The organism is Niabella sp. CPT15-335-S11, from assembly GCF_058792415.1.
Map to the genome: position 1 here is coordinate 646,403 of NZ_JBYTEI010000001.1, position 26,005 is coordinate 672,407.

Annotated in this window: 23 protein-coding genes; 15 read left to right on the plus strand and 8 right to left on the minus strand. The window is 43.0% G+C overall.

The window, feature by feature from the left end; translation table 11 throughout:
- On the plus strand, positions 1-333 hold the full coding sequence (locus AC3WS5_RS02570) for an MmcQ/YjbR family DNA-binding protein (RefSeq protein ID WP_492465631.1): 333 nt from the start codon (positions 1-3) through the stop codon (positions 331-333).
- A 44-nt stretch (positions 334-377) separates the two neighbouring features.
- On the opposite strand, the gene nadA is transcribed toward AC3WS5_RS02570, so the two are convergent.
- Positions 378-1,388 (minus strand): quinolinate synthase NadA, encoded by a 1,011-nt coding sequence (nadA, locus tag AC3WS5_RS02575; RefSeq protein WP_492465632.1) that lies wholly within the window; start codon positions 1,386-1,388, stop codon positions 378-380.
- A gap of 536 nt (positions 1,389-1,924) precedes the next feature.
- On the opposite strand from nadA, the gene AC3WS5_RS02580 reads away from it, so the two are divergent.
- Together AC3WS5_RS02580 and AC3WS5_RS02585 are read left to right on the plus strand one after the other, a co-directional pair.
- A complete protein-coding gene (locus AC3WS5_RS02580; RefSeq protein WP_492465633.1) occupies positions 1,925-4,117 on the plus strand; it encodes a S46 family peptidase in 2,193 nt (730 codons plus the stop codon).
- A gap of 127 nt (positions 4,118-4,244) precedes the next feature.
- Complete coding sequence (locus AC3WS5_RS02585) at positions 4,245-4,586, plus strand: hypothetical protein (RefSeq protein ID WP_492465634.1); 342 nt, start codon at positions 4,245-4,247, stop codon at positions 4,584-4,586.
- Between the two features lie 75 nt (positions 4,587-4,661).
- Here the strand turns inward: AC3WS5_RS02585 and asnS are convergent, their stop codons facing one another.
- Positions 4,662-6,236 (minus strand): asparagine--tRNA ligase, encoded by a 1,575-nt coding sequence (gene asnS, locus AC3WS5_RS02590; RefSeq protein WP_492465635.1) that lies wholly within the window; start codon positions 6,234-6,236, stop codon positions 4,662-4,664.
- 260 nt (positions 6,237-6,496) lie between these two features.
- Here asnS and rho point away from each other — a divergent pair, with 260 nt between their 5' ends.
- Positions 6,497-8,242, plus strand: a complete 1,746-nt coding sequence (gene rho / locus AC3WS5_RS02595) for a transcription termination factor Rho (RefSeq protein ID WP_492465636.1) — start codon at positions 6,497-6,499, stop codon at positions 8,240-8,242.
- 321 nt (positions 8,243-8,563) lie between these two features.
- Here rho and AC3WS5_RS02600 read toward each other — a convergent pair whose 3' ends face one another.
- The 5 genes from AC3WS5_RS02600 to AC3WS5_RS02620 all read right to left on the minus strand — a co-directional run bounded on the left by AC3WS5_RS02600 (position 8,564) and on the right by AC3WS5_RS02620 (position 14,269).
- Positions 8,564-9,394: a nucleotidyl transferase AbiEii/AbiGii toxin family protein gene (locus tag AC3WS5_RS02600; RefSeq protein WP_492465637.1), complete on the minus strand. Its 831-nt coding sequence runs from the start codon at positions 9,392-9,394 to the stop codon at positions 8,564-8,566.
- Positions 9,381-10,034 (minus strand): type IV toxin-antitoxin system AbiEi family antitoxin domain-containing protein, encoded by a 654-nt coding sequence (locus AC3WS5_RS02605; RefSeq protein ID WP_492465638.1) that lies wholly within the window; start codon positions 10,032-10,034, stop codon positions 9,381-9,383. The genes AC3WS5_RS02600 and AC3WS5_RS02605 overlap by 14 nt, the downstream gene beginning before the upstream one ends.
- A 271-nt stretch (positions 10,035-10,305) precedes the next feature.
- Positions 10,306-11,475: a redoxin domain-containing protein gene (locus AC3WS5_RS02610; RefSeq protein ID WP_492465639.1), complete on the minus strand. Its 1,170-nt coding sequence runs from the start codon at positions 11,473-11,475 to the stop codon at positions 10,306-10,308.
- 79 nt (positions 11,476-11,554) lie between these two features.
- The gene (gene gatB / locus AC3WS5_RS02615) at positions 11,555-13,000 is read right to left on the minus strand and encodes an Asp-tRNA(Asn)/Glu-tRNA(Gln) amidotransferase subunit GatB (protein ID WP_492465640.1); all 1,446 of its coding nucleotides are present in this window, start codon (positions 12,998-13,000) and stop codon (positions 11,555-11,557) included.
- Positions 13,001-13,273: 273 nt separating this feature from the next.
- On the minus strand, positions 13,274-14,269 hold the full coding sequence (locus AC3WS5_RS02620; protein ID WP_492465641.1) for a PDZ domain-containing protein: 996 nt from the start codon (positions 14,267-14,269) through the stop codon (positions 13,274-13,276).
- 710 nt (positions 14,270-14,979) lie between these two features.
- Here AC3WS5_RS02620 and AC3WS5_RS02625 point away from each other — a divergent pair.
- The 4 genes from AC3WS5_RS02625 to AC3WS5_RS02640 all read left to right on the plus strand — a co-directional run bounded on the left by AC3WS5_RS02625 (position 14,980) and on the right by AC3WS5_RS02640 (position 17,841).
- Positions 14,980-16,206 carry an ORF6N domain-containing protein gene (locus tag AC3WS5_RS02625; protein WP_492465642.1) on the plus strand — a complete coding sequence of 409 codons (1,227 nt, stop codon included), beginning with the start codon at positions 14,980-14,982 and terminating at the stop codon, positions 16,204-16,206.
- Between the two features lie 52 nt (positions 16,207-16,258).
- Complete coding sequence (locus tag AC3WS5_RS02630; protein ID WP_492465643.1) at positions 16,259-16,444, plus strand: hypothetical protein; 186 nt, start codon at positions 16,259-16,261, stop codon at positions 16,442-16,444.
- A gap of 456 nt (positions 16,445-16,900) precedes the next feature.
- A complete protein-coding gene (locus AC3WS5_RS02635; RefSeq protein ID WP_492465644.1) occupies positions 16,901-17,230 on the plus strand; it encodes a hypothetical protein in 330 nt (109 codons plus the stop codon).
- Complete coding sequence (locus tag AC3WS5_RS02640) at positions 17,194-17,841, plus strand: hypothetical protein (protein ID WP_492465645.1); 648 nt, start codon at positions 17,194-17,196, stop codon at positions 17,839-17,841. The genes AC3WS5_RS02635 and AC3WS5_RS02640 overlap by 37 nt, the downstream gene beginning before the upstream one ends.
- 218 nt (positions 17,842-18,059) lie before the next feature.
- Here AC3WS5_RS02640 and AC3WS5_RS02645 read toward each other — a convergent pair whose 3' ends face one another.
- Positions 18,060-19,817, minus strand: a complete 1,758-nt coding sequence (locus AC3WS5_RS02645; RefSeq protein WP_492465646.1) for an L-lactate permease — start codon at positions 19,815-19,817, stop codon at positions 18,060-18,062.
- Between the two features lie 456 nt (positions 19,818-20,273).
- Here AC3WS5_RS02645 and AC3WS5_RS02650 point away from each other — a divergent pair, with 456 nt between their 5' ends.
- The 7 genes from AC3WS5_RS02650 (at position 20,274) to AC3WS5_RS02680 (ending at position 25,970) form a co-directional block, all read left to right on the plus strand.
- A complete protein-coding gene (locus tag AC3WS5_RS02650; RefSeq protein WP_492465647.1) occupies positions 20,274-20,822 on the plus strand; it encodes a dihydrofolate reductase family protein in 549 nt (182 codons plus the stop codon).
- 177 nt (positions 20,823-20,999) lie between these two features.
- A complete protein-coding gene (locus AC3WS5_RS02655; protein ID WP_492465648.1) occupies positions 21,000-21,572 on the plus strand; it encodes a dihydrofolate reductase family protein in 573 nt (190 codons plus the stop codon).
- 365 nt (positions 21,573-21,937) lie between these two features.
- The gene (locus tag AC3WS5_RS02660) at positions 21,938-22,315 is read left to right on the plus strand and encodes an ArsR/SmtB family transcription factor (protein ID WP_492465649.1); all 378 of its coding nucleotides are present in this window, start codon (positions 21,938-21,940) and stop codon (positions 22,313-22,315) included.
- Positions 22,312-22,980: a mercuric transport protein MerTP gene (gene merTP, locus AC3WS5_RS02665; protein ID WP_492465650.1), complete on the plus strand. Its 669-nt coding sequence runs from the start codon at positions 22,312-22,314 to the stop codon at positions 22,978-22,980. The genes AC3WS5_RS02660 and merTP overlap by 4 nt, the downstream gene beginning before the upstream one ends.
- 40 nt (positions 22,981-23,020) lie before the next feature.
- Positions 23,021-24,667 carry a mercury(II) reductase gene (gene merA / locus AC3WS5_RS02670; RefSeq protein ID WP_492465651.1) on the plus strand — a complete coding sequence of 549 codons (1,647 nt, stop codon included), beginning with the start codon at positions 23,021-23,023 and terminating at the stop codon, positions 24,665-24,667.
- Between the two features lie 294 nt (positions 24,668-24,961).
- A complete protein-coding gene (locus AC3WS5_RS02675; protein ID WP_492465652.1) occupies positions 24,962-25,399 on the plus strand; it encodes a DUF6789 family protein in 438 nt (145 codons plus the stop codon).
- A gap of 25 nt (positions 25,400-25,424) precedes the next feature.
- Positions 25,425-25,970, plus strand: coding sequence for an RNA polymerase sigma factor (locus AC3WS5_RS02680; RefSeq protein ID WP_492465653.1), 546 nt, complete (start codon positions 25,425-25,427; stop codon positions 25,968-25,970).
- Positions 25,971-26,005 lie beyond the last annotated feature (35 nt).

A 26,005-nucleotide genomic window follows, 5' to 3' on the forward strand; every position in this document is an offset into this window, starting at 1 on the left:
GTGACAGTGAATATTGAAGAACTCCGTGATTACTGCCTGTCCAGGCCGGGCGCAGAAGAGGATTTTCCTTTTGGTCCCGATACACTGGTGTATAAGATAAATGGAAAGATTTTTTTATTGGCAGGCTTGGATCAAAATCCCGTACAATTCAACGTCAAGTGCGATCCCGAAAAAGCTGTACAACTGAGGGAAGAATATTCCTGCATACTTCCCGGTTACCATATGAATAAAAAACACTGGAATACAATTATTGCAGACGGTTCGGTCAGCAATGACTTGCTTAAAGAATGGATTGATGAAAGTTTTGAACTTGTCGGGGTGAAAAAGAAATAATCCCTTATCGTTAGATCCCGATTTTATCCCTAAATAGTGAATATTTATAATCCAGCTCTGCTACTGATATCCAACATCCGGTCGATCGATTTTTTGGCACCGAGCCTCAGTTCTTCATCCATCGTTATCTCCGGCATTTCATACTCCATACATAAATAAACTTTTTCAAGCGTATTCCGCTTCATATGCGGACAATCATTGCAGGCACAACTATTATCGGGCGGTGCGGGTATAAATGTTTTGTAGGGACTGGCTTTTTCCATCTGGTGTAAAATTCCCGTCTCGGTAGCCACTATATATTTCATTGAATCATCCTTCTGAGTAAATTTCAGCAAACCCGTTGTAGAACCAATAAAATCGGCGACTTTCAGCACCGGTTCTTCACATTCAGGATGGGCAATGACCTTCGCATCCGGATGCTGCAATTTCAGTTTGGTGATCTTTTCCAGGCTAAAAATCTCGTGAACCATACAGGCGCCGTTCCAAAGCAGCATATCCCGGCCGGTCACTTTATTCAGATAAGCACCCAGGTTTCTATCGGGAGCAAATATTATTTTCTGATCCTTATCGTAACTATCCACAATCGCCTTCGCGTTACTGCTGGTGACGATTACATCACTCAACGCTTTGATACCGGCGCTGCAATTGATGTAGCTGACCACCACATGATCAGGATGCTCTTCCTTAAACTTTCTGAACAACGGCGGGGGACAACTGTCGCTAAGGGAACAACCGGCTTTGAAATCCGGTATCAACACTTTCTTCGTGGGATTCAGGATCTTCGCGGTCTCCGCCATGAAATGCACACCGGCAAAAACGATCATGTCCGCATCTGTTTTTTTTGCCTCCTGCGCAAGCCCCAAACTGTCGCCGATATAATCCGCGATATCCTGAATATCAGCCTCCTGGTAGTAGTGAGCCAAAACGACTGCATTCTTTTCCTTCTTCAGCCTCTCAATCTCGGCAAAGAGATCTACTTGCGGATCAACCGCTATATCCAGGAAACCATTTCCGTCAAGTTCCTGTATCGCGCTTTCTAAAATTCCGGTAGTCATAACAGATGATTTTCGAATTGCAATGATACAACTCAAACCAAACAACTCAAATTTCTTTCTGCCCGGCAGATATCAACAAGCCTAATAATTAATAATATATATTTTTATAAAAAAACCCTATTATTATTAGGACTGTGAATTCGTGGATAAATAATTCGGGCCAGAACTACAAAAGTAAAGAATTTGAGTTATTCACAAAAATCCCTGGTTTATTCACAAGCTAGTGGGTGTTTTGCAATCGATAGTTTAATGTTTTCCACAAGATTGTAAATTTCAGAGCCGGGAAAACTTTTTGATTTATATAGAATTAAACTGATGTTAATATTGGCTGGAAAAAGCCGAACTTAAATCTTGTTTTTTGATTTAGATTAAAACACAGGCAGTTATTGGCTAAGTACTATCGAGCCTGTTAACGTTCCACGGCCGATTATTAACATTACTAACGCCCAATTAACATATCTTTGGGGATAAGTTTTTCGAAAATCACACCAAAATCTTGCTTTTCTAAAACTGTTTTGTCATTAAATATCAACCGTATGCGAAAGATTCATATTCTCATTGTTTTAATGCTGATTCTGTTTCCCTTTTTTGGAAGAGCCGATGAAGGCATGTGGTTACCCCAATTACTTGAGCAACTGAATCAAAAGCGGATGAAAAGCCTGGGTATGAAAATCAACGCTTCAGATATTTATAGTATCAATAAAGGTAGTCTGAAAGATGCTATTGTCAGTTTTGGAGGTTTTTGCACCGGCGAAGTGATTTCCGAAAAAGGGTTGGTACTCACAAATCACCACTGTGGATTCAGGTCCGTCCAGTCACATTCCACCCTGGATCACAATTATATCAGGGACGGTTTCTGGGCGGGCAATACCACTAAGGAACTGGCCAATGTCGGACTTTTTGTGACGTTTATTGTGAGTATAACCGACGTTTCAGAAAAAGTGCTGAATGGAGTCAGCGATGTTATGAAAGAAAATGAACGGCAGTCACGCATAGATCATAATATTAATATATTAAAAAAAGAAACTAGAAAGGAAAGCTACCAGGATCTACTGATCCGGCCTTTTTTTGAAGGGAACCGCTATTATCTGTTTGTGACTGAAACCTATAGAGATATCAGGCTGGTTGGAGCACCACCATCCTCGATTGGCAATTTTGGACAGGATACCGATAACTGGGTCTGGCCCCGCCACACCGGCGATTTCAGTCTGTTCCGGATCTATGCGGGGAAAGACAACAAACCAGCCGATTACTCGCCGGATAATGTGCCTTATAAACCAAAAAAATCTCTGACAATATCGCTCAAGGGGATGAATAAGAACGATTTTACGATGATCTTTGGTTTTCCGGGGCGTACAACGGAATATCTTCCCAGCGAGGCGGTAGAGCAAATTGTCACTACCCTTGATCCTGCGAAAATCCTCATCCGGACGCGTGCACTTGCCGTGCTTAATAAACATATGCGGGCTAATGAAGCTGTAAAGATCCAGTACGCATCCAAATACGCGGGAGTCAGCAACGCCTGGAAAAAATGGCAGGGTGAGGTTTTAGGTCTGACAAAAACCACGGCGGTGGAAATGAAAAAAAAGAGAGAAGCGGAGTTTCTTCAGGCACTGAACCAGCAGCCATTATTAAAAGCCAAATATGAAAAGGTATTACCAGAACTCAACCAGGCATATATTACCATCAAACCCTATGCCTTGGCCAGGGATTATTACCTGGAAACGGTCAGTAAAATAGAGCTTTTTACGATCATCTCGAAGCTGGAATCGCTTCAGGAAGCCAGGCTGACATCAACGGGTAATGCGTTTTCAACATCGATTGCTGAAACGACGGAGTGGCTGAAGAATTTTTATAAAGATTTTAATACGTCGGTTGATAAGGAACAGTTTTCTGCGATGATGCAATTGTACCTCGAAAACCAGGAAGACCGATTTGTAGAGCCGATGGCAAGGCAGAAACTGGATGAAAATAAAAAGGATTACACACTATGGGCAGCGGAGCTTTATAGCCGCTCTCCTTTTGCGGATGGCAAGAAGGTGATCGATCTGCTGCAAAACAATCCGGATGACTTATTCAGGTTTTTGCAATCAGACGAGGCTGCCAGGCTTCTGCGGGCGATGGCTATACATTTCAACGACACTGTACTGCGTAGGCTGGACGAAATTCAGCCGGTCATTAATCAGTTACAGCGGGGGTACATGCAGGCCCAGATGGATGTATTGAAAAATAAAACTTTCTACCCCGATGCGAACAGCACATTGAGGGTAGCTTATGGAAAAGTAGATGGCTACCAGCCTGCAGATGGTAGATATTATGATTATTATACTTACCTGGACGGGGTCATGGAAAAGTATATTCCCGGAGATTATGAATTTGATGTCCCCAATAAACTCCGCGAGCTATATCGAAAAAAAGATTATGGCAACTATAGTAAAAACGGGAAGATGCCGGTTTGTTTTATTGCCAGCAACCACACTACCGGGGGCAATAGTGGAAGTCCGGCGCTGGACGCAAACGGTCACCTTGTTGGGCTGAATTTTGACCGCGTCTGGGAGGGGACCATGAGTGATATTTATTATGATGCATCGATCTGCCGGAATATCATGGTTGATATCCGTTATGTGCTCTTTATAATTGACAAGTTTGCAGATGCGGGTCATCTGATCAAAGAAATGAACGTCATATATCCGGCAACGCAAAAGACAAAACCGGGTGGAAAGAAGTAAATGATATGTTTCGCCTGCTAAAATCTGCTGTTCACCGCAGTTAAATTGACCATTAACCGAAACCGATTAAAAGGGTACAAAATTTGATTTAATTTTAGGAAACCTATTATAAATTAAATCATTAAAAATGGTTAGCAACAAACACATTGCCACTTTCATCCTGGGAGCATTGGCAGGACTGGCTGCGGGCAAATACGCCAGTATGAGTCCGGAGGAAAAAGAAAAAATGATGAATAACCTTAAAGAAAAGGCCAGTAACCTGAAGGGCGAGGCTCTTAAAGCAACAGACCAGGCTAAGGATTATTTTTCCGAACTAAAAACAAAAGGGTCCGAAGCGCTGAAAGAGCATTTTCCGGGCGCCGAAAAATGGATCCATGAGGTTTTTGGTAACAAAGACAACGCTACAGCCGGAACTGAAGAAGGGGAGAATACTCATGCAAATCCCCAGCCGGACCAAACCGCGGGATGATTAAGAAATTCAAAAAAGGCTGGTTATTGAGAGTAACCAGCCTTTTTTATCTTAAGACATCTAAAAAATAAAAGCTTAAAAAGCTGCGCTCTTGGGCGTCCTGGGGAAAGCAATGACATCGCGAATATTATTCATACCCGTTACAAACTGCACCATTCGCTCGAAGCCCAGCCCAAACCCTGCGTGGGGTACCGTTCCGAAGCGTCGGGTATCCAGGTACCACCAGAGTTCTTCTTCGGAGATCTGCATCGTTTTCATTTTTTCCACGAGTACATCCAGTCGTTCTTCCCGCTGAGAACCACCTACAATTTCGCCTATTCCCGGGGCCAGGATATCCATAGCCGCCACTGTGTTTCCGCGACCTTCTTCCGGGCACGCATCGTCATTGATACGCATATAAAAAGCCTTGATACTAGCGGGGTAATTCGTCAGGATAACCGGCTTTTTGAAATGCTTTTCAACCAGGTACCGTTCATGTTCGCTTTGCAGGTCCATGCCCCAACCGGTAATCGGATACTGGAATTTCTTTTTCTTATTGTAGTTGCTTTCCTGGAGGATCTTAATCGCTTCTGTATAAGTGAGACGCTGAAAATCGTTATTGAGTACGAATTCCAGCTTTTCAATCAATCCCATATCACTACGCTTATCCTGGGGTAATTGTTTTTCTTCGTCAGCCAGGCGGTGGGCCAGGAAATCCAGGTCCTCGCGGTTGTTGTCCAGGGTGTATTGAATAATATAGCGAATGAATTCTTCTGCCAGGTTTGCGTTGTCTTCCAGGTCGTAGAAGGCCATTTCCGGCTCTATCATCCAGAATTCTGCCAGGTGACGCGCCGTGTTACTGTTTTCGGCCCTGAATGTGGGTCCGAAAGTATAGATCTCACCAAATGCCATAGCTCCCGTTTCGCCTTCAAGTTGACCGCTTACGGTTAGGTTGGTAGCTCTTCCGAAGAAATCCTCCTTGAAATTCACGTCACCTTCTTCTGTGAGTGGCGGATTCACGGGGGGTAGCGTAGTCACGCGGAACATCTCCCCTGCGCCTTCTGCGTCGCTGGCAGTGATGATGGGGGTATGCAGATAAATGAATCCTTTCTCATTAAAGAACTTATGAATCGCAAACGCCAGGGAGTGCCGCACGCGAAAAACGGCTCCAAACGTATTGGTGCGGAAGCGGAGGTGGGCATTTTCCCGCAAAAACTCCAGCGAGTGTTTTTTGGGTTGTAGCGGGTAATCTTCTGCGTGGCTGTCACCCAGCACCTCGATGGTCCTGGCTTTGAGCTCCATGTTCTGACCTTTTCCGGGAGAAGGGACTGCTACCCCCGTTATTTTTAGGGAAGCTGAGGTTGTAATCCTTTTGAGAAGTGCATCGTCAAACTCGCCCAATGTAGCCACCACCTGGAGGTTTTGGTTAGTAGATCCGTCATTCAGCGCAATAAATTGGTTGTTCCGGAATGTACGTACCCAGCCCATCACGGTGATTTCCTGGCCCGTGGGCTCTTGTTTTAAAAGTTCTTTAATCTTGATCCTCTGGTTGAACATATATTGAAAATTGTCTGCAAAGATAGGATCAATGCGGTCAACAGGCTGATCCAGCCGCCTGAAATTACGAAAGGAGATCCCAGAATTTGCATCAATCAAATTTGTTTTTTCCAAAAAATAGTCGTACATTTATGAAATAATCGGGTACGAAAACGAGTTGCGCCACATATTTTTTAGTTTTCTTAAGGGTTAAATTTTTTTTGATTTAAAGAAAACCCTCTATTTTTGCATCAGAAATGACCCTAAGACTTGTGATCATCTCTATCAAATATTGATCCTCAACTCAGTATTTTTTATCCAAAAACATAAATTTCATTTACAATTCAATCTTAATCTTTAATAAGATTTAATCTGCTGATTAATCCTACGTATCTATGTATGACATTTTACAATTGAACGACATGCTCGTTCCGGAACTGTTGGATATTGCCGAACAGCTAAAGATTCCTAACGCCAAAAAACTAACGAAACAGGATTTGGTTTACAGGATTTTAGATAATCAGGCGATTGTGGGCGCCAAAGCTACCAAAACCGATGAAAAACCGAAGAGGAGAAGAATCGTGAAAGCTACGACAGCCATTAGCACCGAAGAGGCTTTTGTGGAAGACGAAGGCGATGACAATCAGGAACCTGAAGCACCGGCAAAAGAAATAAAGAAGGCCAAGGCCCCGGCTAAGAAAACAAAGGCCCCGGCTAAAAAGAAAAAAGAAAGCCCGGCTCCCGAGGCAGAAGAAAAAGAAGTTAAAAAGCCTGTTCCGGCAGCCAAAAAACAAGCTCCAAGCCTGCCCGATTCGGAAGAACCCGGCGAGGGCGAACAAAAAGAGGAGGGCGGATTCAATTTTGACGCTGCAACCGAAGCGTTCATAGCACAGGCGTTTAAGGCCACAGAGAAATATGATGCTCCGGTGCAATATGAAGAACCGGCGCCGCCCGCACCTACGACCTCCTACGAACCCAGGTATTATTCAAATAGAAAAGAACCGCAAAGCAATTTTAATATCGAATTCGACGGGATGGTCCTGAGTGAGGGCGTTTTGGAAATGATGCCCGACGGTTACGGATTCCTACGCTCTTCAGACTATAATTATTTGTCCAGTCCCGATGATGTGTATGTTTCCCCTTCCCAGATAAAACTTTTCGGTTTGAAGACCGGCGATACCGTTTATGGTGCGGTTCGTCCGCCCAAGGAAGGTGAGAAATATTTCGCACTGCTTAAAGTGGATACGATCAATGGCAAGAGTCCGGATGATGTAAGGGACCGTGTGCCTTTCGATTATCTGACTCCGCTGTTTCCGTATGAGAAGCTGAACTTGTTTACCAGGCCTTCGGATCTTTCTACACGGATCATCGACCTGTTCACACCTATTGGCAAGGGACAGCGCGGTTTGATCGTTGCCCAGCCAAAAACAGGAAAGACCATGTTGCTGAAAGCTGTGGCTAATGCGATTGCAGAAAATCACCCGGAGGTGTATCTGATGATCGTACTGGTTGATGAGAGGCCGGAAGAGGTAACGGATATGGAAAGAAGTGTGAAGGCTGAAGTCATTGCTTCCACTTTTGACGAACCGGCAGAGAAACACGTGAAGGTTTCTACGGTAGCGCTTCAGAAAGCCAAGCGTCTGGTTGAGTGTGGTCATGATGTGGTGATCCTGTTGGATTCAATCACGCGCCTTGCCCGGGCACATAATACGGTTTCACCCGCATCCGGAAAGGTGCTGAGTGGAGGTGTGGAAGCCAATGCGATGCAGAAGCCAAAACAGTTTTTTGGCGCCGCCCGGAAAATTGAGAACGGCGGTTCGCTGACCATACTCGCTACCGCCCTTATTGATACCGGTAGTAAGATGGATGAAGTGATCTTTGAGGAATTCAAAGGAACAGGAAATATGGAGCTGCAACTCGACAGGAAGCTGGCGAACAAGCGGATCTACCCTGCTATTGATCTTACAGCTTCTTCAACGCGGCGAGATGATCTGTTGCTGGATCGTGAGGTATTGCAACGCATGAACCTGCTTCGGGTGTACCTCTCTGACATGAAAACGGAAGAGGCGATGGAAGAGTTGCTGAAAAGAATGAAAGGAACCAAGAATAATTCCGAATTCCTGGCGAGCATGAATTCCTGACAGAAACATAATAGTATAAATATTTATACGGGTCGCGGTACAGCGGCCCGTTTTTTTGTGCGCGTTGGGTAAGGGAGATCAGGAAGGATAGATCCTAACCAAATGGTGATAAATTGTTACGAGACAATTTGAGCCGGACAAAGAAGCGTCTTGTTTGCTGCATCGACACCAAAGACGATCGAGTTTGAACGGTACTGTTTTTGTGACGGGCCCGCTGTGGCCGATCAACGTTGAACTATTATTTCTAATAATGAATGGCAGCTATTCCGCTACCGGAGATACTGACGGAATACAAGTGACAACCCTGATTCACGGGGCGGATCATTCAAATTTTATAAGGGGTACTAATTGAAGAAAATATTCCGTTGACCAAATATCCAGCTCTTTCTGGTTCTTAACAAATGGCCGCACGTCTGCAACAACGTTTTGAATTTGGGTCGATTCGATTTTTTTTTTCAGTAGTCTTTTAAAATCTTCCGGAGTGAACTCCTGAACCGGCATAGACTTGAACTGCCGGATACGGGCTATGAAATGATGCAGGTTCAGGGGGACATTTTTTTTAACATACCATTCAAAGTCGTACCAGTCACGCCCTTTAACTCTTCCCTGCCATTTTCTGAATATTAGTGCATGCATCTTTCCTGAAAATAAATAAGGCAATGTAAAACATCGTGTCATGAAAGAATAAGGCAGCAAAAGGAGTCGCTGTTCCGTTTCAAACCCCAGCGGGGGATTAACGTCAACCTCAATTTTTATTTTTATCTGTTTTTCGGAGCTGAATTTTACAGAATAAATCTCGGTATTATCCTTTAAGAATGCGGATTCAACATGTGTGTTTTTGGTCTTTTCCTTTCTGGTAATAGTCACCTTCCTCCCCAGCGATGAAAACTCATTTTTGATGGCATCAAAATAAGGAGTTAGTCTAAATTTTTCATTATTTTGAAGCAGAGAGAAATCCAAGTCTTCGGAAAACCTGGGCAATCCGTGAAAAATGCGCAGGCAGGTTCCGCCGTAGAAAGCAGCAGTCTTGAAAAAATCAGCCCGATATAATCCCGCCAGCGCTATTTGTTGCATGACTTCATGTAGCGCATTTTTTCGCTCATCTTCACTGGTGATCGGGTATTGATCCATCATTTGATCAAATACGCTCATACACGACAATTTGATGCAAAAAATTAAGTTCCTTTTGTTTTTTTTGTGCTTTAGCTGCACATGCAGCAATCAAATTTTTGCTGAAAGTCTTGAGAGATGACATGTCAAACCTAAGGTCATTTTCCAGAAATGATGTCATCCCTTTAGATGATTTGATACGTATTCCTTTAGTATTAAGAATAACGTCACAAAGCGCCTTTTCTGGCGAAGCAATTAGAAAACTGTATTGCTTTCCTACAGATTCAATGTTTATTCCAATCGGGTAGTAATCTTTGTGTACAGTTATATAGTCGAACTGGCCGACAGGGGTATCAAACTTTCTGGCTCTTTTTGTTGTAACGGATAGAGTCAGATACACCCTTTCCGGGATCAATCCGTAAAAGGAAAGTGCCGATTGTAACGAGACATAAGATGGGCCATATAGATGATTTGCGATTAATTCCTTCGACAGTGGCTTTTTTGCCACTCGCGGGGAGAGGACATAATAGCCCTTCTTTAGCCGTATAATATCGCCTTTGTTCTCCAGCCGTTCGATTTTATCTTCAGGCGAACGGTATGCTTCGAAAACATTGAGTAATGAATCGTGACGTACGGGAACTATTCCAAATTGGTCGAAGGTTTGCGTTGTTGACACATCCAAAGTTATCATTTTTTGCACACTTAACCGAATTTATTACGGTTATCTATGTAAAAACATACCCTGTTTAATAAACCGGCTTATTTCTTTCCTTATGAAGACTGATCCTGGGAATTAAGACCCACCAACATAAATGGTGGGGATAACTTTAATTTTTCTCACTATGGCTGAGTGTTTCTGCAATCTCCAAAAACAAAACCGGTCTGCCTCGTCGGAAGCAGACCGGTTCCGGACTCCGCAATACAGGAATCCGATAGGTGACCGGTAAGTGAAATTATTTCAAAACCTCGCCCAGCTTGGCCTCCAGATCCGAACCCCGGAGTGATTCGGCGATGACTTTTCCCTGGGGATCAATCAAAACATTATAGGGAATACCATCGAACTGATACAACGGTATCACCATCGAGTCCCAATACTTCAGGTCGCTGACCTGGTTCCAGGCAAGCTGATCTTTCCGGATAGCGCCGGTCCAGGCGTCCTTGTCTTGATCCAGCGATACCCCGAGGATCGTAAAATTTTTATTTTTATATTTTTGATAGGCCGCAACTACATTGGGGTTTTCCATGCGGCATGGCTTGCACCAACTTGCCCAGAAATCCACTAAAACATATTTTCCTTTTAATGAACTCAAAGCAAATGGTTTTCCATTTACATCCGGTAGCGTAAAATCAGGAGCCTGTTTGCCTACCCAATTTCCCGAGCCGGTTCGACTGGCCATAGATGCCAGGTTCTGCTTCAGCGCTGCAATGCCGGTATGGTTCGGGTTTTTCTTCAGCACATTGTCGATGATAGCGGTTACCTCGTTGTTCGCCAGAGCTTCAAGTCCGAAGCCAGGATTGTTGGCGGTGGACTGGTAGTAGCCGAGTTCGAACATAGTCAGCGCCGGATTGGCTGACTTGTCGATTTCCTGCAGGGTATAAGATTTGATCTCTTTACCTGTCCGGGCTATCGCCTGGGTTTTTTCATTGATCAGGCTGTCCGGACTGATCGCCTTACGAAGGCTGTCGAGCTCTCGTGAATTAACAAATATTTCCTGCAGTTTATTGTTGAAGTGGGTCATGAAGTCTTTCATCGATTGGCTGGCCGGTGAGCCCTTTACCTCATACTTTTCTGCAAACTGATTGTTTTCTTTGCTCATTTGTATATCCAGTTGCACCGAAGGCTGGTCATTGATGACTGATGCCACCGGGTACATCTGATCGTCCATGCGCACATTATAAATGGCCGACTCACCCATGGGGGTTTTCAGCGAAAAAGAACCATCCTTTTCAAGTTTTGAAGAGTCAACCAAAACAGGCCGCATGGTGCCGACGGGCACTTCTTCAAGGTATGCCATCTTTCCATTGGAATGTTCAATCTTGCCACTTACGGAAAAGGTATTCTTGTTTTGTTTACAGGAAGCCAGAACCAGTAGGCCAAATGCGATAAATAAAATTTTTCTCATCTCTGGGTGTTGTTGTTAAAGAATTTGAAGACCAGGTTGCCAGCACAAGCATGTAGCGAGTCGCTAGCCGAACCGGTGATTATCTTAGTTTGTTTAATAATATTTCGTTCGTCCTGACGGGGTCGGCCTTGCCATGGGTACGTTTCATTACTTCGCCCACGAAAAGTCCCAACAGACCTTTTTTGCCCTTTCGGTAGGCAGATACTTTATCGGGCATACTTTCCAGCACCTGGTTGATGACGGGCTCAAGCGCGGAACTGTCGGACTGTTGCAGCAGGTTGTGTTGCTCTGCAAGCCTGACCGGATCCGCATCCGGAAATTCCGAAACAAGCTGAAGTAAACGGGTGGAAGCGGTTGAAAAGCTGATTAGGCCATCGTCTACGCAGCGGATCAGATCAGCGATCCGGGCGGGAGAAACAAGGAATTCGCCAATATCGATCTTTTTATCATTCAGCCAGCTTTTGACGGGCCCGAGCATCCAATTGGCGGCAGCCTTATAATTATCGGTATGATTCAGGATCTCTTCAAAAAAATCGGAAAACGCCCTGTCTTCGGTCAGTACCTGCGCGTCGTATGCCGGTAGCTGATATCTTCCCGTGTATTCAAGGATCCTTTCTGCGGGAAGCGCCGGGATTGATTTTCTGACAGTCTCGATAAAATCATCGTCCAGATCGAAGGGTGTCAGATCGGGATCGGGGAAATAGCGGTAGTCGTCCGCATCTTCTTTGTCGCGGATCGCGTACGTTGTGCCGTTTCCTGCGTCAAATCCACGGGTTTGTTGCCGGATGGTTTCTCCCTTTTCCTGTTTTTGAATCAGTCTGTCGGCTTCGAAGTCGATCGCCCTTTTTACATTACGGATGGAGTTAAGGTTCTTCACTTCTACTTTTGTACCCAGGCGGGTATCACCTTTTTTTCGTACCGAAATATTGGCATCGCAGCGAAGGCTGCCTTCTTCCATATTGCCGTCGCAAATACCCAGGTAGCGGACGGTCTTCCTGAGTTCGGTAACAAAAGCGAATGCTTCTGCGCTGCTATGAATATCGGGTTCGGTCACAATTTCCAGTAAAGGCGTTCCTGCCCGGTTGAAATCTAATGCCGTGTTAAAATCGTCCACATCGTGCAGACTTTTCCCTGCATCTTCTTCCATGTGTATCCGGTTCAGGCGGACGGGTCTTTCGCCGGCTTCGGTCTGAATGCTGACGTAGCCTGATTTACAGATCGGGGTGGTATGTTGTGATATCTGGTAGCCCTTGGGCAGATCGGGATAGAAATAATTTTTTCGCGCGAAATAATTTTTCTTTTCGATATCGCAATGGCAAGCGATTCCGAGTTTGATGGCGTGTCGTACTGCCTCCCGGTTCATTTTGGGTAGGGTACCTGGGTGGGCCAGGGTGATGGGACTGACGTGGGTATTGGGTTCAGCGCCAAATGCGATGCTGTCTCCGCAAAAAAGCTTGCTTTTTGTAAGCAGTTGTGCGTGAACTTCCAGTCCAACGACTATTTCATACTGATCCTGGTTACCCATAAAGTATGTAAATTTAAGGGTGATTGCGGGAAATTAACGTGATTTTGGTTACACGGACCGGGCTAAACATGAAAAAGCCGAGAGTGAAGGTTCTGTTTCACAATCGGCCTTTCTCTAAACCCTAAATCACAAACTTAAAAAACTATCAAGACGTAAAACTATTAAGACTATTAACGAAAAAATAAAGCGAATGTTCTCTTGAAGTTGCCAAAAATTGTTAATAAACTGGATGCCGGAAATCCCGGAGTTGCCGGTTCGCGCAACGATTGAAAACTAGAGATTTGCGGTCTTTATTTTTTTGGTGAAAGGTACTTCCACCTGCTGGCTCTTACCGTTACGGTCGATTTTCAACTTGACTGATTTGCCGCTCATGCGGTTTTGTCTCAGCACGGGAACGGCGTCGTCCGTACTGTTTACATTCGTTCCGTCTACTTCGGTGATGATATCGCCGTCACGGAGACCGGCTTTGTAGGCATCTGACCCCTTTTCAACCTCAATCACTTTGACGCCTGATCCCGTTTCCAGGTCCTGTACCCTGAGGCCGATGCGCTGGCCCTGGGCGGCGGGGTTGTAGTTGAATAGCCGCAGGTTGTTTCCGGGCATTTGCATGCCGGGACGGTTTCTGAATTCCTGGATGTCAAAATTCTCCGGGAGGTCAAAATTGAAATTGCCGCCATCTCTTAAAGTCAGTGCGGAAGGCGCTTTCCAGGGCGTCAGATCAGCAACGGCCGTTTGTTGTTTCTTATTCCGCAGAAAGGATATGGTTACTTTATCACCCGGGTTCTTGTCTTTGATCGCTTTTGAGAGTTCGTCGGGTGTTTCAATACTTTTGTGGTCCAGTTCGATGATGATATCTCCTGCTTTGAGCCCGGCTTTTTCAGCGGCGCTCTCGTCGGATACGTTCATTACTTCTACGCCCTGCTCGGTTTTGCGGGTGGTTACGCCCAGCATTGCCTTGTTTGGTTCGGGCATCATGTTGAATTGCCGGTGGAAACGATTCATGTTACCGTTTAATCCTGGAGCCCAATCGTTATAGTTTTCCGGGTCTTTGATCCGCCTTCTGGTCACTGTGAGGTCTTCATTTTTCCCTTTACCTGCGGGCTGTCCATTTACGGTTACCTTGTCGCCATCTACGACGATATTCAGTTTTTCGTTACCTGTACCTTTTTTGGTGATTACAATTTGCTCCACTTCTTTGTTTTTGGTATCCTTTTGAGCAAGCAGGAATCCCGGTGTGAGGAGAGCGAGGAATAAATAGATCTGTTTCATGTGTTATTTTTTATATAGAATTCTTAGAAGCGGGTTAAACTTATAGCGAAGTGTTTTCCGGTTTTCCCTGCTGATCTTCTCAAGAACGACCCCGCCCGGATTTTCTACGTTAAGTTTCGTATTTCAAAGGTAGGGGAAATGATTAAATACGAAAAGTTTCGGAAATGTTAAATTGTGGGTAAGTTGTGATTTGTCGGCAGGCCGGGCGTAGGTATCACTTTTTTTGGTTTCGATTCAAGTAGACCAATCATTGGGTAAGAATTGCGGAGGTGGTTTGACGTGCATATAAAAGAAATTCACGGGTTCCAATGTTCCGGTAGGGATAACGCTGTTATGTATTCTTTGCGTTCGGCTCGCAGCGAGATTATACTTGAACACCTTCGGGATTTTTGACCGCCGTAAGTAATGGGAAACACCAACATAAAGGTTTTTTAGATATGTCTGGTTCAATATGCTCGACAGTAAAAAAGTAGGCTGTTTGTACATCGCGCAAAACTGATTGTCATTGACCGCATATGACAAAGAACCCGGATCGGATGAGAAGATTATTGTGTATTTTTAGAGGTTAAAGTTTGTCACCTTATAAAACGATAGCTATCATGCCTGAGATAAAAATAGAAGCATATTCATTACTGGAAGCGCAGTTAAAAGAAAAAACTGCACTCAATAAAATCATTGCGGCTAATCTTTCAAAAATCGAAGTTTGAGCTATGGCTGAGGCGAAAATTGAACAACATAATAACTTCCTTGAGCGGATCAAACAGACCGATGAGAAAGGTAATGAGTTTTGGAGTGCAAGAGCTTTGTCCAAAGTGTTGGAGTACTCTGAGTATAGGCATTTTATGCCCGTAATAGAACGAGCTAAAGAGGCCTGTATAAAAAGTGGTCAGCGGATGGCTGATCATTTCGAGGATGCCCTCGAAATGATCACAATTGGTAAAACAGCACAACGAACAGTCGAAAACATAAAACTTTCCCAATACGCCTGTTATCTAATTGTTCAGAATGCCGATCCGAGCAAAGAGGTTGTGGTAACGGGAAGGGCATATTTTACCAATCCAATTGGTATCTCATTGATTAGCAATAGTAAAATTAGCGATGTCATTTACACAATTAACGGGCAACAGGTTATACTTGACAGAGATTTGGCCCTGCTTTATCAAACAGACACACGAACATTAAAGCAGGCTGTAAAAAGAAATGGGGAAAGATTCCCTTCAGATTTTAGTTTTGAGCTATCCGAGAAACAAATAGACGCCATGGTATCACAACTTGTGATACCATCTAGAAGTTATTTTGGAGGGTCGAAGCCGCTTGCATTTACCGAACAGGGAGTAGCCATGCTGTCGGCAGTGCTTCGTACTACTGTCGCTGTAGAAATAAGCCTGCAAATAATTCGGGCATTTATAGAAATGCGGAAGCTAATTGCGAATAATGCCTTGATACTACAACGATTGGATCGTATAGAAGTAAAGCAAATTGAAGCCGAGCAAAAGTTTGAACGGGTTTTTCAGGCGTTAGAACAAAAAACGAACAAACCACAACAAGGTGTTTTTTATAAAGACACAGTCTTCGATGCACATCGTTTCGTCTCCGATCTAATCAGGGAAGCCAATACTTCCATTGTCTTAATTGATAACTATATTGATGATACCGTGTTAACCCTGCTCAGCAGGCGAAAAGTGGGAGTTAGCGCTACTGTATATACACCCGGCATAAACAAGCAATTGAGTTTAGACTTGAAAAAGCACAATAGCCAATATCCTGAAATAAAAATATGTGAATTTAAAGAGGCCCACGATCGCTTTCTGATTCTTGATGAAAAAGAGCTGTACCATTTTGGGGCCTCGCTCAAAGACCTGGGCAAAAAATGGTTTGCTTTTTCCAAAATGGATTCATTCGTACATGAGGTGTTGTCGAAATTGAAGAATGAGTAAATCAACCCAAAAAAATAATACTTTACCGCTAACAAAATAAAGATCGGAATCAATGAGTGAGTGGGGGGAATATAGAAAAGGCGAAATTCTACCGTTAGAATATGGTAAATCATTTCGTAACTACCATAAAGATGTTGGTTTATATGATTTATTTGGAACTAATAAAAATATTGGAGGGACAGACAGATTTTTGTTTGACAAGCCGTCTTTAATCATAGGGCGAAAAGGTGCATATTGAGAAGTGCATTTTGCAAACAAGCCATTTTTTGTTATTTATACTGCATTTTATACTGAGAATATATTTGATGAGCTTGATACAGTTTTCTTATTCTACTGTTTCAAGAATATAGATATAAATAAATCTAATGTACAGCGGTTCGGCTATTCCATCAATAAGTAGAGATGAAGTCTATGACTTGGACATCCTTCTCTCACCACTCCTCGAACTTGAGTATATTAGAAGAGCTTCGCCGGATTGCAGGTTGATGAATGCCTTGTTACAACATTTGTCACTCCGCCCCGACTAAACATCCGGGTTAATCTTACCTATTCAACAATGTGCACATCTTCACCTTTTAAGTTTATTCGAACTTGGTCGGCCAGGCTGAGCAGACTTCGATTTTCTCACCGCGGCAATAAAGGACCGCTAGTCTTACACTCGATGACGGATCAAATTAGGCCCGAAACGGGAGAAATGGGAAAAAAAGTAAGCCTAATTGCCGACATTACAGGCAACACTGTTTCACCTGTAATTGGGGCTATTTTGGGTGGACTGCTGGGCTCAGTTGCCGGAGGAGCAGTTGGAAGCTTAATAAAACACAGTTTAGAAGAATTTATCAACAGGTTTTTAACGCCAAAAGAGCAAAGGAGGGTCGAGGCCTCTGCGGAATTTATTTTAAATGGGATAAGTGCAAATTTCAACGGAGTACAAAGTCCGAAGAGGGCTATCGTTGGGTTGAAAAAATGTAAAAGCGATCATTGCAAATTATGTACAATATTACTTTACTCTCTTCATTCCATGTAAAATGCGGAAAATGTAATCCAGATGAATTGTACAAAATTATCTCTGGATTACAACCGGAAATTATTTTTGAAGAACTCCCATTTAATATTTTTGAAACGATTCACTCACCGGGTTATAAACCGGAGACAGTAGAGGCGATTGCAGTCAAAAGATATTTGCAGAAGTACCCGATCAAACACTTTCCTGTTGATACTTATCCAATAAATGAAGCCGACCTTTTAAGTGATGCACAAATAATTTGGGACAGCAGTAGTGAATACCGGGACTTATATAACCTACAATTATTGAAGATTCGTGAAGACGGCTACAATTTTTTGAACAGTAATGAATGCTCGGAAATACTGCGTAGAATAAGCAGAATTGAAGAGACTTTTTTGACAGAAACTAACAATTTGCAGCTATTAAGTGAGTACGAGAACGAACGTGTTCTTCACGATAAACGAGAAAACGAAATGCTGAGAAACGTTTACGAATACAGTAAGCAATATCCATTTGACAAAGCGATGTTTATCTGTGGTGCAGTCCACCGACAGCCATTTGTAGAAAAAATCGCGGAATACGGAATAAAGGAAAACTTGAAGTTAATTTGGGCTTTTTATAATGGTAATTGAGGAAACAAAAGTAACTAGTTTAAAACGGTACAGCGTGGGACCAAACAAATATGACATCAACAGAAAGCCAACTAAGCCGCAATCTGCATTCATGCCACTTTGCAGAGCGTGTTGATCCCGGAATAGAGGCGTGGGTGGACGTGTTTGCAAAAAAAATAAAAACTGGAAAAATTTCAAAATAAAGACCGCTGCTTTGCCCCTACGGCAGCAACCATATTTTAATTGCTGCTCTTATTCGCCGGATGAGTTCTTTTCAGAATGAATAAAAAAATTACCAAGATTAAAAACAAAAGAAGAAGGTAAACATATCCCGCCAAGCCAACAGCAGAACTTGTTTCTGTTTTCGTAGCAATAAGGCCGTATTTCGGAACCAGCCACGTAAATACATAAGATTGCAGCAGGACGATAATACTGATCACAAAGACGAGGATAAAGCTGTGTTTTACTGTAAATCTGAACAACTCGGATTCTTTGCCTATAAGATTAGTAGCGGCGGTTGCAACCGCGATCGATTGCGGTGAAATCATTTTGCCTGCAACACCGCCAGAACAATTGGCGGCAACCGAAACAACCGGGTCAATGCCCAGCGAAGTAGCGGTTGAGAATTGGAGTTTGCCAAACAAGGCATTGGAAGACGTATCTGAACCTGTAATAAATACACCCAACCATCCCAGTATTGGTGAAAAGAATGGAAATAAGAAGCCCGTACTGGCAAGGGTATCTGCTATTGTTATAGAGATCCCCGAGTTGTTTACCAAATACGCAAATCCCAATACTGCGGCGATTGTTAAAATGGGAAATCTCAATTGAATTAAAGTAGATTTAAATATTTTTAGTCCATCCGAAAATTTTAATCCGACTAAAGGAATAGAAATAATGGCTACAGCGAGAATCGCAGTGCCCGAGGTTGACAACAAATTAATTTTGAAAATTTGGGATATTGCCGTATGATCATAATTCCTAATGATCATATTATGAAGGCCCGGAAATTCAAACTTTATTAATCCAAATGAATCTAATAAGCTCTTTACGGGCTGCAATCCCCAGGTTAGAATGACCAATGTCAAAATTATGAAGGGCGACCATGCACTTAGAATTTCCTTCTTCGAGAACATTTCAGTTTTGGTTGTATCTACGGCCGGTTCCTCGTTAAATCGCCAAATTTTTTTAGGTTTCCAAAATCTTAATAGTAGCATTAAGGATGCCATTGAAACAACTCCGGCAATCACATCCGGTAGCATGGGCCCTAGATAATTGGCGGTTAGCCATTGGAAAAATGCAAACGACACACCAGCCACCAAAATTGCAGGCCAAACCTCGATGGATTTTTTGATCCCGCAGATAAGTACGACTAAATATAATGGTAAAAACAAGGATAAAACAGGCAACGTTCTTCCGATCATTTGAGAAATGGCCATTTCGGGAATACCTGAAACCTGTGAGGCAACGGTGATTGGAATACCGATACTTCCAAATGCTACTGGTGCAGTATTTGCAATTAAGCAGATCCCTGCAGCGTAAAGAGGATTATAACCTAATCCAATCAGCATCGCGGCAGAAATGGCAACCGGAGCTCCAAAACCTGCCGTTCCCTCTAAAAAAGCACCAAATGAAAAAGCAATCAGTAAGGCCTGGATGCGGCGATCGTCTGAAACCGTTGACATAAAATGTCTGATTATGTCAAACTTCCCGCTCTTTACAGTTATATTAAAGAAAAATATAACGTTGAGGATTAGCCAGCAAATTGGGAATAACCCATATAACGCGCCATGTAAAGAGGATAAGAACACGAGCTGAATGGGCATCTTGTAAATCGCGAATGCAATAACCATGGATATAACCATTGCATAAAGAATGGCTTTGTGCCCCTTCATTCTTTTTATAATCAGCGCCCAAAAAATAAAAATAATCGGGATAATTGCAACTAGTGCAGACAGAAAAATATTACCGAAGGGATTCGTAACCTGGTTCCACATGGGAGCTTTTTTAATTATCAACGAAGCTTCTGAAAACGCCTGGTACTAATATTTTCAGAATTATATCTCTAAATCAAAATTGGCACCTTCATTAATCTGAAATAACAGAAGACTTTCATTAATTTGGTTCTTAAATTTAATCGTAAGCAAGACAATCCACGATAATCCAAATTACGGATTGTTTTTAAACTCGCTTCTAAGATAATAAAAAATGTATCCGGGTGCAAAACTCTTCAATGATTGGTGGCTGGGATGGAAAGACCAGGCCCGGCACCCAACGGGTATGTTTACTGCAGATCCTGATATTACCCGGAACTATCGGAATAGCCCGATCTTATCAAGCCTCGGAATTAGGCATGTAAATTGTGCGTATTTTCGAGTCAGAGGTCATCATGGTTCAACAGCCGGAAATTTGATCCGCCGGTATAAATAGGACACGATCTTAAAAGATATTCTATGAGAAAAATAGTCGCCGCAATTAATATGACCCTGGACGGCTTTTGCGACCATACAGCCATTTCCCCTGATGACGAAATACACCAACATTATACAGACCTGCTAAGAAGTGCGGGCACCATCTTATATGGAAGGATAACCTATCAACTCATGGAATACTGGCGGGCCCTGGCAGAAAAACCTTCCGGCGAAAAGTCGATAGACGACTTTGCCATCGTGATGAACGATACCCCGAAACTTGTCTTTTCCCATACGTTGAAAGAAGTTGATTGGAAAACGGCGAAGCTGGCCAACCGGAATCTGGAGGACGAGGTTTCGGAACTCAAACAACAACCAGGAAAAGATATTCTCGTAGGTAGCCGCAGCCTTATTGTACAACTTTTAAATCTTAATCTGATTGATGAATTTCAACTCTGTGTTCATCCCGTCGTGGTGGGAAGCGGACTGCCCCTGTTTGAAAACGTGACAGACAGAACAATTTTCAAACTCACAAAAACAAAAACATTTAGCAGTGGTGCGGTAACGCTTTACTATGAACCCGCGAAATGAAGCATGGAAAATTATTCTCACATAAGGTAATGAATGTGCGAAGTTCCCTGCCTGCCTGCCTTCGGGAGACCTGCCCGCTGAACGAGGGTGAACCGACAGGCAAGCAGCCGGCAAAATCATTAACCGCCAAAGACAGTGAAACAAAAAATACACGGACGAAATAAAAGATAAAAGTATATGAGAAAGATTATTTCATTTATGCACATATCGCTCGACGGTTTTGTAGCCGGACCGAAAGGAGAAATGGACTGGATTAAAGTGGATGAAGAAATATTTGACTTTGTCGGTAAGCGAATAAGCGAAAGCGACACGGCATTATATGGACGGGTAACCTATCAGATGATGGAGGATTACTGGCCTACCGCTGGAGATAAGCCAACCGCGACCAGTCACGACATTGAACATTCAAAATGGTATGCCAAGGCCCGCAAAGTTGTTTTATCCCGAACAATGAAAAATACAGACCAGACTAACACGGTAATTATTAGCGACAGCCTCCCCGACAGGATAAATGAAATAAAACAACAGTCAGGCAGTGACATCCTGCTTTTTGGCAGCCCGACAGCCACACATGCACTGATTCAACTGGACTTAATCGACGGCTTCTGGCTATTTGTTAACCCAATTATTCTTGGACGGGGTATTCCGTTGTTCACGGACATTAAAGACAAAATAAAACTGAAACTGATAACACCTCCCAGGCAATTTACCAGCGGAGTTACTGAACTGAATTACCTGGTTGACCGCTAATAACAGCGAATCGCAGGCAAAAATCAGCTTCGCAGGACAGAAAATATGAATTATGAGTTAAGTCATCTGTGGCTGCGGAATATTGCCGGGATGATTTTTCGCCGGCAACAACAGAAATCGGGGCAAACCAATCAGCGTCAACGGACCATCAATGCACAAACGGATGTATATCAGAACAGCCTGAAATAATTTTATTCAGGGTTTGGGTGATTTTTTAGGCTGTCCGGTATAAAGTGATGGGGCAGCGCTAAAACAAGCGACAGTGGAACTGAGCGAAGGAGGAGTTTTGCACACGTATTTAAGTATTTGCTTAAATACTAAATAATATTTAATTTTGTGCTTTACACGCACTAAACAGCATAGTTATGAACGTCGGGCAATCTTGTATTAGAGTATTTGCAGATAAAGTACAGATAGAAAACTGCAGGGAAGTTCTTCAAGGCAGCAGGAACGCTTTCAATCAGTTAAGTAAGATTTTAGCATTAGCCGGGAATGATGTAAGACTGAAAATTCTTTTTCTTTTTGAGGAGGAAGGAGAACTTTGCCCATGTGACCTTTCAGATATTCTCGGAATGAGTATTCCGGCAGTTTCCCAACATTTGAGAAAACTAAAAGATGGCGATATTATAAAGTCGAGGAGAGATGGACAAACCATTTATTATTCTTTGCGACAAGAACAATTAACACTCTTGCGTCCATTTTTTAGATACCTACATAACCATTCAAAAAAAGAAACAGTATGAGCAAGAAAAGTAACGGATTTATCGGAGTAGGCGCGATATCGGCAATAGCAGCTTCACTTTGCTGCATCACGCCTGTGTTTGCACTTATTTCGGGCGTATCAGGCGCAGCATCTGCATTTAGCTGGATGGAGCCGGCAAGGCCTATTTTAATAGGCATTACCATTTTAGTATTGGGGTTTGCCTGGTATCAAAAACTCAAACCAAGAACCGACGATGAAATTCAATGTGACTGTGAAGACAAAAAGAAGCAGGGTTTTTGGCAAACAAAATTATTTCTGGGTGTAGTAACAGGCTTTTCTGTGTTGATGCTTGCTTTTCCATCTTACGCCCACGTATTCTATTCTTCAAATGAAAAGAAGGACGTTGCCGCAGTTAATTCATTAGCCATTCAGACGCTCAATATCGGTGTGCATGGAATGACCTGCGATACTTGTGCTTCGCATATTGAGAATAGTGTGAACAGATTGCCGGGCATTCTTAAAGTACACGCGAGTGATCAGAATGCAAGCGTCGAAGTACAATTTGACCCACGTAAAACAAATCCCGCTCTGATCGAAAAAACTATCTCGGAAAGCGGTTATGCCGTTTCAAAGAATGTTGCATACGGACAGAATGCTGTACTTAGAAAAGCCGGACATATTTGCGGACCGAACGGCTGTGAGTGATTATTTCCGGTAATATTTACGAATGTTATAATATAAGAAAATGGAAAAAGAAACCATAAGACTCGATATCGCTGGAATGACATGCGACCATTGTGCTGTCAGTATTGAAAAGTTATTGACCAATAAGGGGGGTGTTGAAGAGGCCAAAGTAAGTTTCCCCGAGGCCACCTGCGAATGTTCTTTTGATGCTTCTAAAATCAGTAAAGAAGAAATTATTAGTACCATTGACAGCACAAACGCCTATCGTGTAAAGGGCGAAATTCCCATAACGGGACATGTTAATATGTTTGACCTGATTATAATAGGCGGAGGATCGGCAGCTTTTTCGGCCGCAATCAAAGCAGAAAGCTTAGGGATAACGACGCTCATGGTGAACGCCGGATTGGACTTTGGCGGCACCTGCGTAAATGTTGGCTGTGTGCCTTCTAAAAATTTGGTTCGTGCAGGGGAAGCCGCATACCATGCTTCCCATTCTAATTTTAACGGTATCGTTCCCAAAGGCGTTGATATTGATTTTACCCAGGTCATAAAGGAAAAAAAGAAATTGGTAGCCTCGCTTCAAGAGGCAAAGTACATGAATGTTGTGAGCGATTTTAGATACCTTACTCTGCTGAAAGGCTGGGCGAAATTTAAAGATGAAAAAACCATTCTTGTGGATGGAAAAGCGTATAAAGCCCTTAAATTTTTGATTGCTACGGGAGCCTCAACTAATGCCCCAAATATTGAGGGATTAGACAAGATCGACTACCTGACCAACGTCTCCCTGTTCGACCTGGAAGAAAAACCCGAAAGCCTTACCATTATGGGTGCCGGATTCATAGGATTGGAAATAGCCATGGCATATAACAGATTGGGCGTAAAAGTTCGTATTATAGAATTTACCGATCGTGTCTTGAGAACACAGACACCTGATGTCACTGAGGTCTTGGAAACGCAAATGCGAGAAGAAGGCATTGAAATATTGCCCAATTTCAGGGCCGTAAAGTTTGAGAAACGAGGAAGCGAAACCATTATCGATTGCAGGCGCCCCGATGGTTCATTTACCCAAATCATCGAAAAAGGCAGAATAGTTGTTGCTACAGGAAGAAAAGCAAACACAAGCCAGTTAGCGCTGGAAAATATTGGTTTAAAACTTACTGCAAACGGGCATATTTCTGTAAACGAAAAAATGGAAACAAATTTATCGCACATTTACGCAGCGGGAGATGTAACAAACACGCCCGCGTTCGTTTACACCGGAGCATTTGAAGGGAAGATTGCCGTTGAAAATGCTTTTACCGGAACAGAGAAAGTGGCAGATTACTCAGCGTTACCCTGGGTGGTGTTTACTGATCCGCAAATTGCAGGAGTAGGATTGGATGAGCTTCAGGCAAAAGAGAGAGGCATCCAGTTCGAAGTTTCAAAATTGGAACTAAAGGACCTGCCAAGAGCCATAGTGGCAAATAATACACGCGGCTTTATTAAACTGATCCGAAATTCAGAAACTGATAAACTTATAGGAGCAAGAGTGGTGGCTACAGAGGGCGGTGAACTCATCGAGCAGCTAAGTATGGCTGTTAAATATGGCATAACAGTAAAGGAGCTGGCGGAGAGTCTTTATCCCTATTTAACATTAGGAGAGGGTATAAAGTTGGCGGCGATAGCATTCGAAAAAGATGTAGCCAAACTAAGTTGTTGCGCCAGTTGAACCTGTTTATTTTCCGACAGGAAGGAGATTTGGGTGATTTTTTGACTGCTAATGGTATTAATTCGTGTTCAGATTCCATTTTAGAATGGCATCTAAAAGGTAAAGGCTCTATCTCGTGAGTAAGTTCATCTTTTCCATATAATAATATTGGCGATAAAAAAGCAAGTATTAACAAAGACTTTATTGTCGGGCGATGGGATGTGTGACGCTCCAGTCCCGCTCGGCTTCAAAAAATGCCAGCGGCGGGAACTATTGCAGATGAGGCCAATAGTTTTAATCATTAAATTGAGAATCATGAAAAAAGTAGCAACAGCAGTTTTAGCAGGAATTATTGGCGCGGCTGTAATGTCAGTGGTCACGATGATAGGGGGAGCGATGGGAATGCCTAAAATGTCTCAGCCAAAAATGCTTTCCGGCATGATGGGATTGTCCATTGCATTAGGTTGGGTCATGCACTTCATGGTGGGAATAGTATTTGCAGTTGTTTATATCTACTTATACGACCCGCTCCTGAGAATCGCCAATACTTACCTCAAAGGAGCAATTTTTGGTATTATCGTTTTTATCTTTGCACAAGTAATGATGGCAATCATGCCGGTGCCTCCCATAGAGGGGTCAATGTTGGCAATAGTCCTGGGCGGTTTAATGGGTCATATCATTTTTGGGATGGTTGTTTCACTTACGGCAGGAAACAGTCACAGCTCGAAAGTATCTTGTAAAACCAGTCAGTAAAATGCAATGAAATACGACAAATGTAATGAGTGAGGAGATATTAAAAGATCTCAAAGGCGAAAACAATAAGGCTTTTGGGGAACTGTACAGAAAACACTTCGAAATGGTCCGCCGTTTTGTTGTTCATAATAACGGGCGAACTGATGATGCTGAGGATGTTTTCCAGGATACAATGATCGTCATGCTGGTAAAACTCCGGCAGGACAGTTTTGTGCTTACCGCCTCCCTGAAAACGTATATCATGGCGATTGCGAAAAACCTTTGGTTGAAGAGGCTAAGAACTACTTACATAAAACTGGAATTTACCGACTTAAGTGATAGTCGTTTTTTTGAGGAAATAGGTCATACCATTGAGAAGGACAGATCCTATGGAGAAAAACTGCAAAGCTACCTTACCAAAATAACAAATCACTGTAAAGGTCTCATTCATGATATGTTCTTCAAAGAAAAGTCAATAGAGCAAATCCAGGTAGAATACGGCTACAGTACAAAACACAATGCACAAAATCAGAAACATAAGTGCATGGAGCAAATCCGAAAGGTAAAAGACCAGGATACTGAGAACGTGTGAACAATATGGGAGGGAACCAGGGGGTGTCTGTCGGG

Excerpts from the sequence above, each read along its gene's own strand:
- nadA (WP_492465632.1), bottom strand. The coding sequence starts at position 1,388 with ATGACTACCGGAATTTTAGAAAGCGCGATACAGGAACTTGACGGAAAT.
- AC3WS5_RS02580 (WP_492465633.1), top strand. The coding sequence starts at position 1,925 with ATGCGAAAGATTCATATTCTCATTGTTTTAATGCTGATTCTGTTTCCC.
- AC3WS5_RS02585 (WP_492465634.1), top strand. The coding sequence starts at position 4,245 with ATGGTTAGCAACAAACACATTGCCACTTTCATCCTGGGAGCATTGGCA.
- rho (WP_492465636.1), top strand. The coding sequence starts at position 6,497 with ATGTATGACATTTTACAATTGAACGACATGCTCGTTCCGGAACTGTTG.
- AC3WS5_RS02600 (WP_492465637.1), bottom strand. The coding sequence starts at position 9,394 with ATGAGCGTATTTGATCAAATGATGGATCAATACCCGATCACCAGTGAA.
- AC3WS5_RS02610 (WP_492465639.1), bottom strand. The coding sequence starts at position 11,475 with ATGAGAAAAATTTTATTTATCGCATTTGGCCTACTGGTTCTGGCTTCC.
- gatB (WP_492465640.1), bottom strand. The coding sequence starts at position 13,000 with ATGGGTAACCAGGATCAGTATGAAATAGTCGTTGGACTGGAAGTTCAC.
- AC3WS5_RS02620 (WP_492465641.1), bottom strand. The coding sequence starts at position 14,269 with ATGAAACAGATCTATTTATTCCTCGCTCTCCTCACACCGGGATTCCTG.
- AC3WS5_RS02625 (WP_492465642.1), top strand. The coding sequence starts at position 14,980 with ATGGCTGAGGCGAAAATTGAACAACATAATAACTTCCTTGAGCGGATC.
- AC3WS5_RS02630 (WP_492465643.1), top strand. The coding sequence starts at position 16,259 with ATGAGTGAGTGGGGGGAATATAGAAAAGGCGAAATTCTACCGTTAGAA.
- AC3WS5_RS02635 (WP_492465644.1), top strand. The coding sequence starts at position 16,901 with ATGGGAAAAAAAGTAAGCCTAATTGCCGACATTACAGGCAACACTGTT.
- AC3WS5_RS02640 (WP_492465645.1), top strand. The coding sequence starts at position 17,194 with ATGTACAATATTACTTTACTCTCTTCATTCCATGTAAAATGCGGAAAA.
- AC3WS5_RS02645 (WP_492465646.1), bottom strand. The coding sequence starts at position 19,817 with ATGTGGAACCAGGTTACGAATCCCTTCGGTAATATTTTTCTGTCTGCA.
- AC3WS5_RS02650 (WP_492465647.1), top strand. The coding sequence starts at position 20,274 with ATGAGAAAAATAGTCGCCGCAATTAATATGACCCTGGACGGCTTTTGC.
- AC3WS5_RS02655 (WP_492465648.1), top strand. The coding sequence starts at position 21,000 with ATGAGAAAGATTATTTCATTTATGCACATATCGCTCGACGGTTTTGTA.
- AC3WS5_RS02660 (WP_492465649.1), top strand. The coding sequence starts at position 21,938 with ATGAACGTCGGGCAATCTTGTATTAGAGTATTTGCAGATAAAGTACAG.
- merTP (WP_492465650.1), top strand. The coding sequence starts at position 22,312 with ATGAGCAAGAAAAGTAACGGATTTATCGGAGTAGGCGCGATATCGGCA.
- merA (WP_492465651.1), top strand. The coding sequence starts at position 23,021 with ATGGAAAAAGAAACCATAAGACTCGATATCGCTGGAATGACATGCGAC.
- AC3WS5_RS02675 (WP_492465652.1), top strand. The coding sequence starts at position 24,962 with ATGAAAAAAGTAGCAACAGCAGTTTTAGCAGGAATTATTGGCGCGGCT.
- AC3WS5_RS02680 (WP_492465653.1), top strand. The coding sequence starts at position 25,425 with ATGAGTGAGGAGATATTAAAAGATCTCAAAGGCGAAAACAATAAGGCT.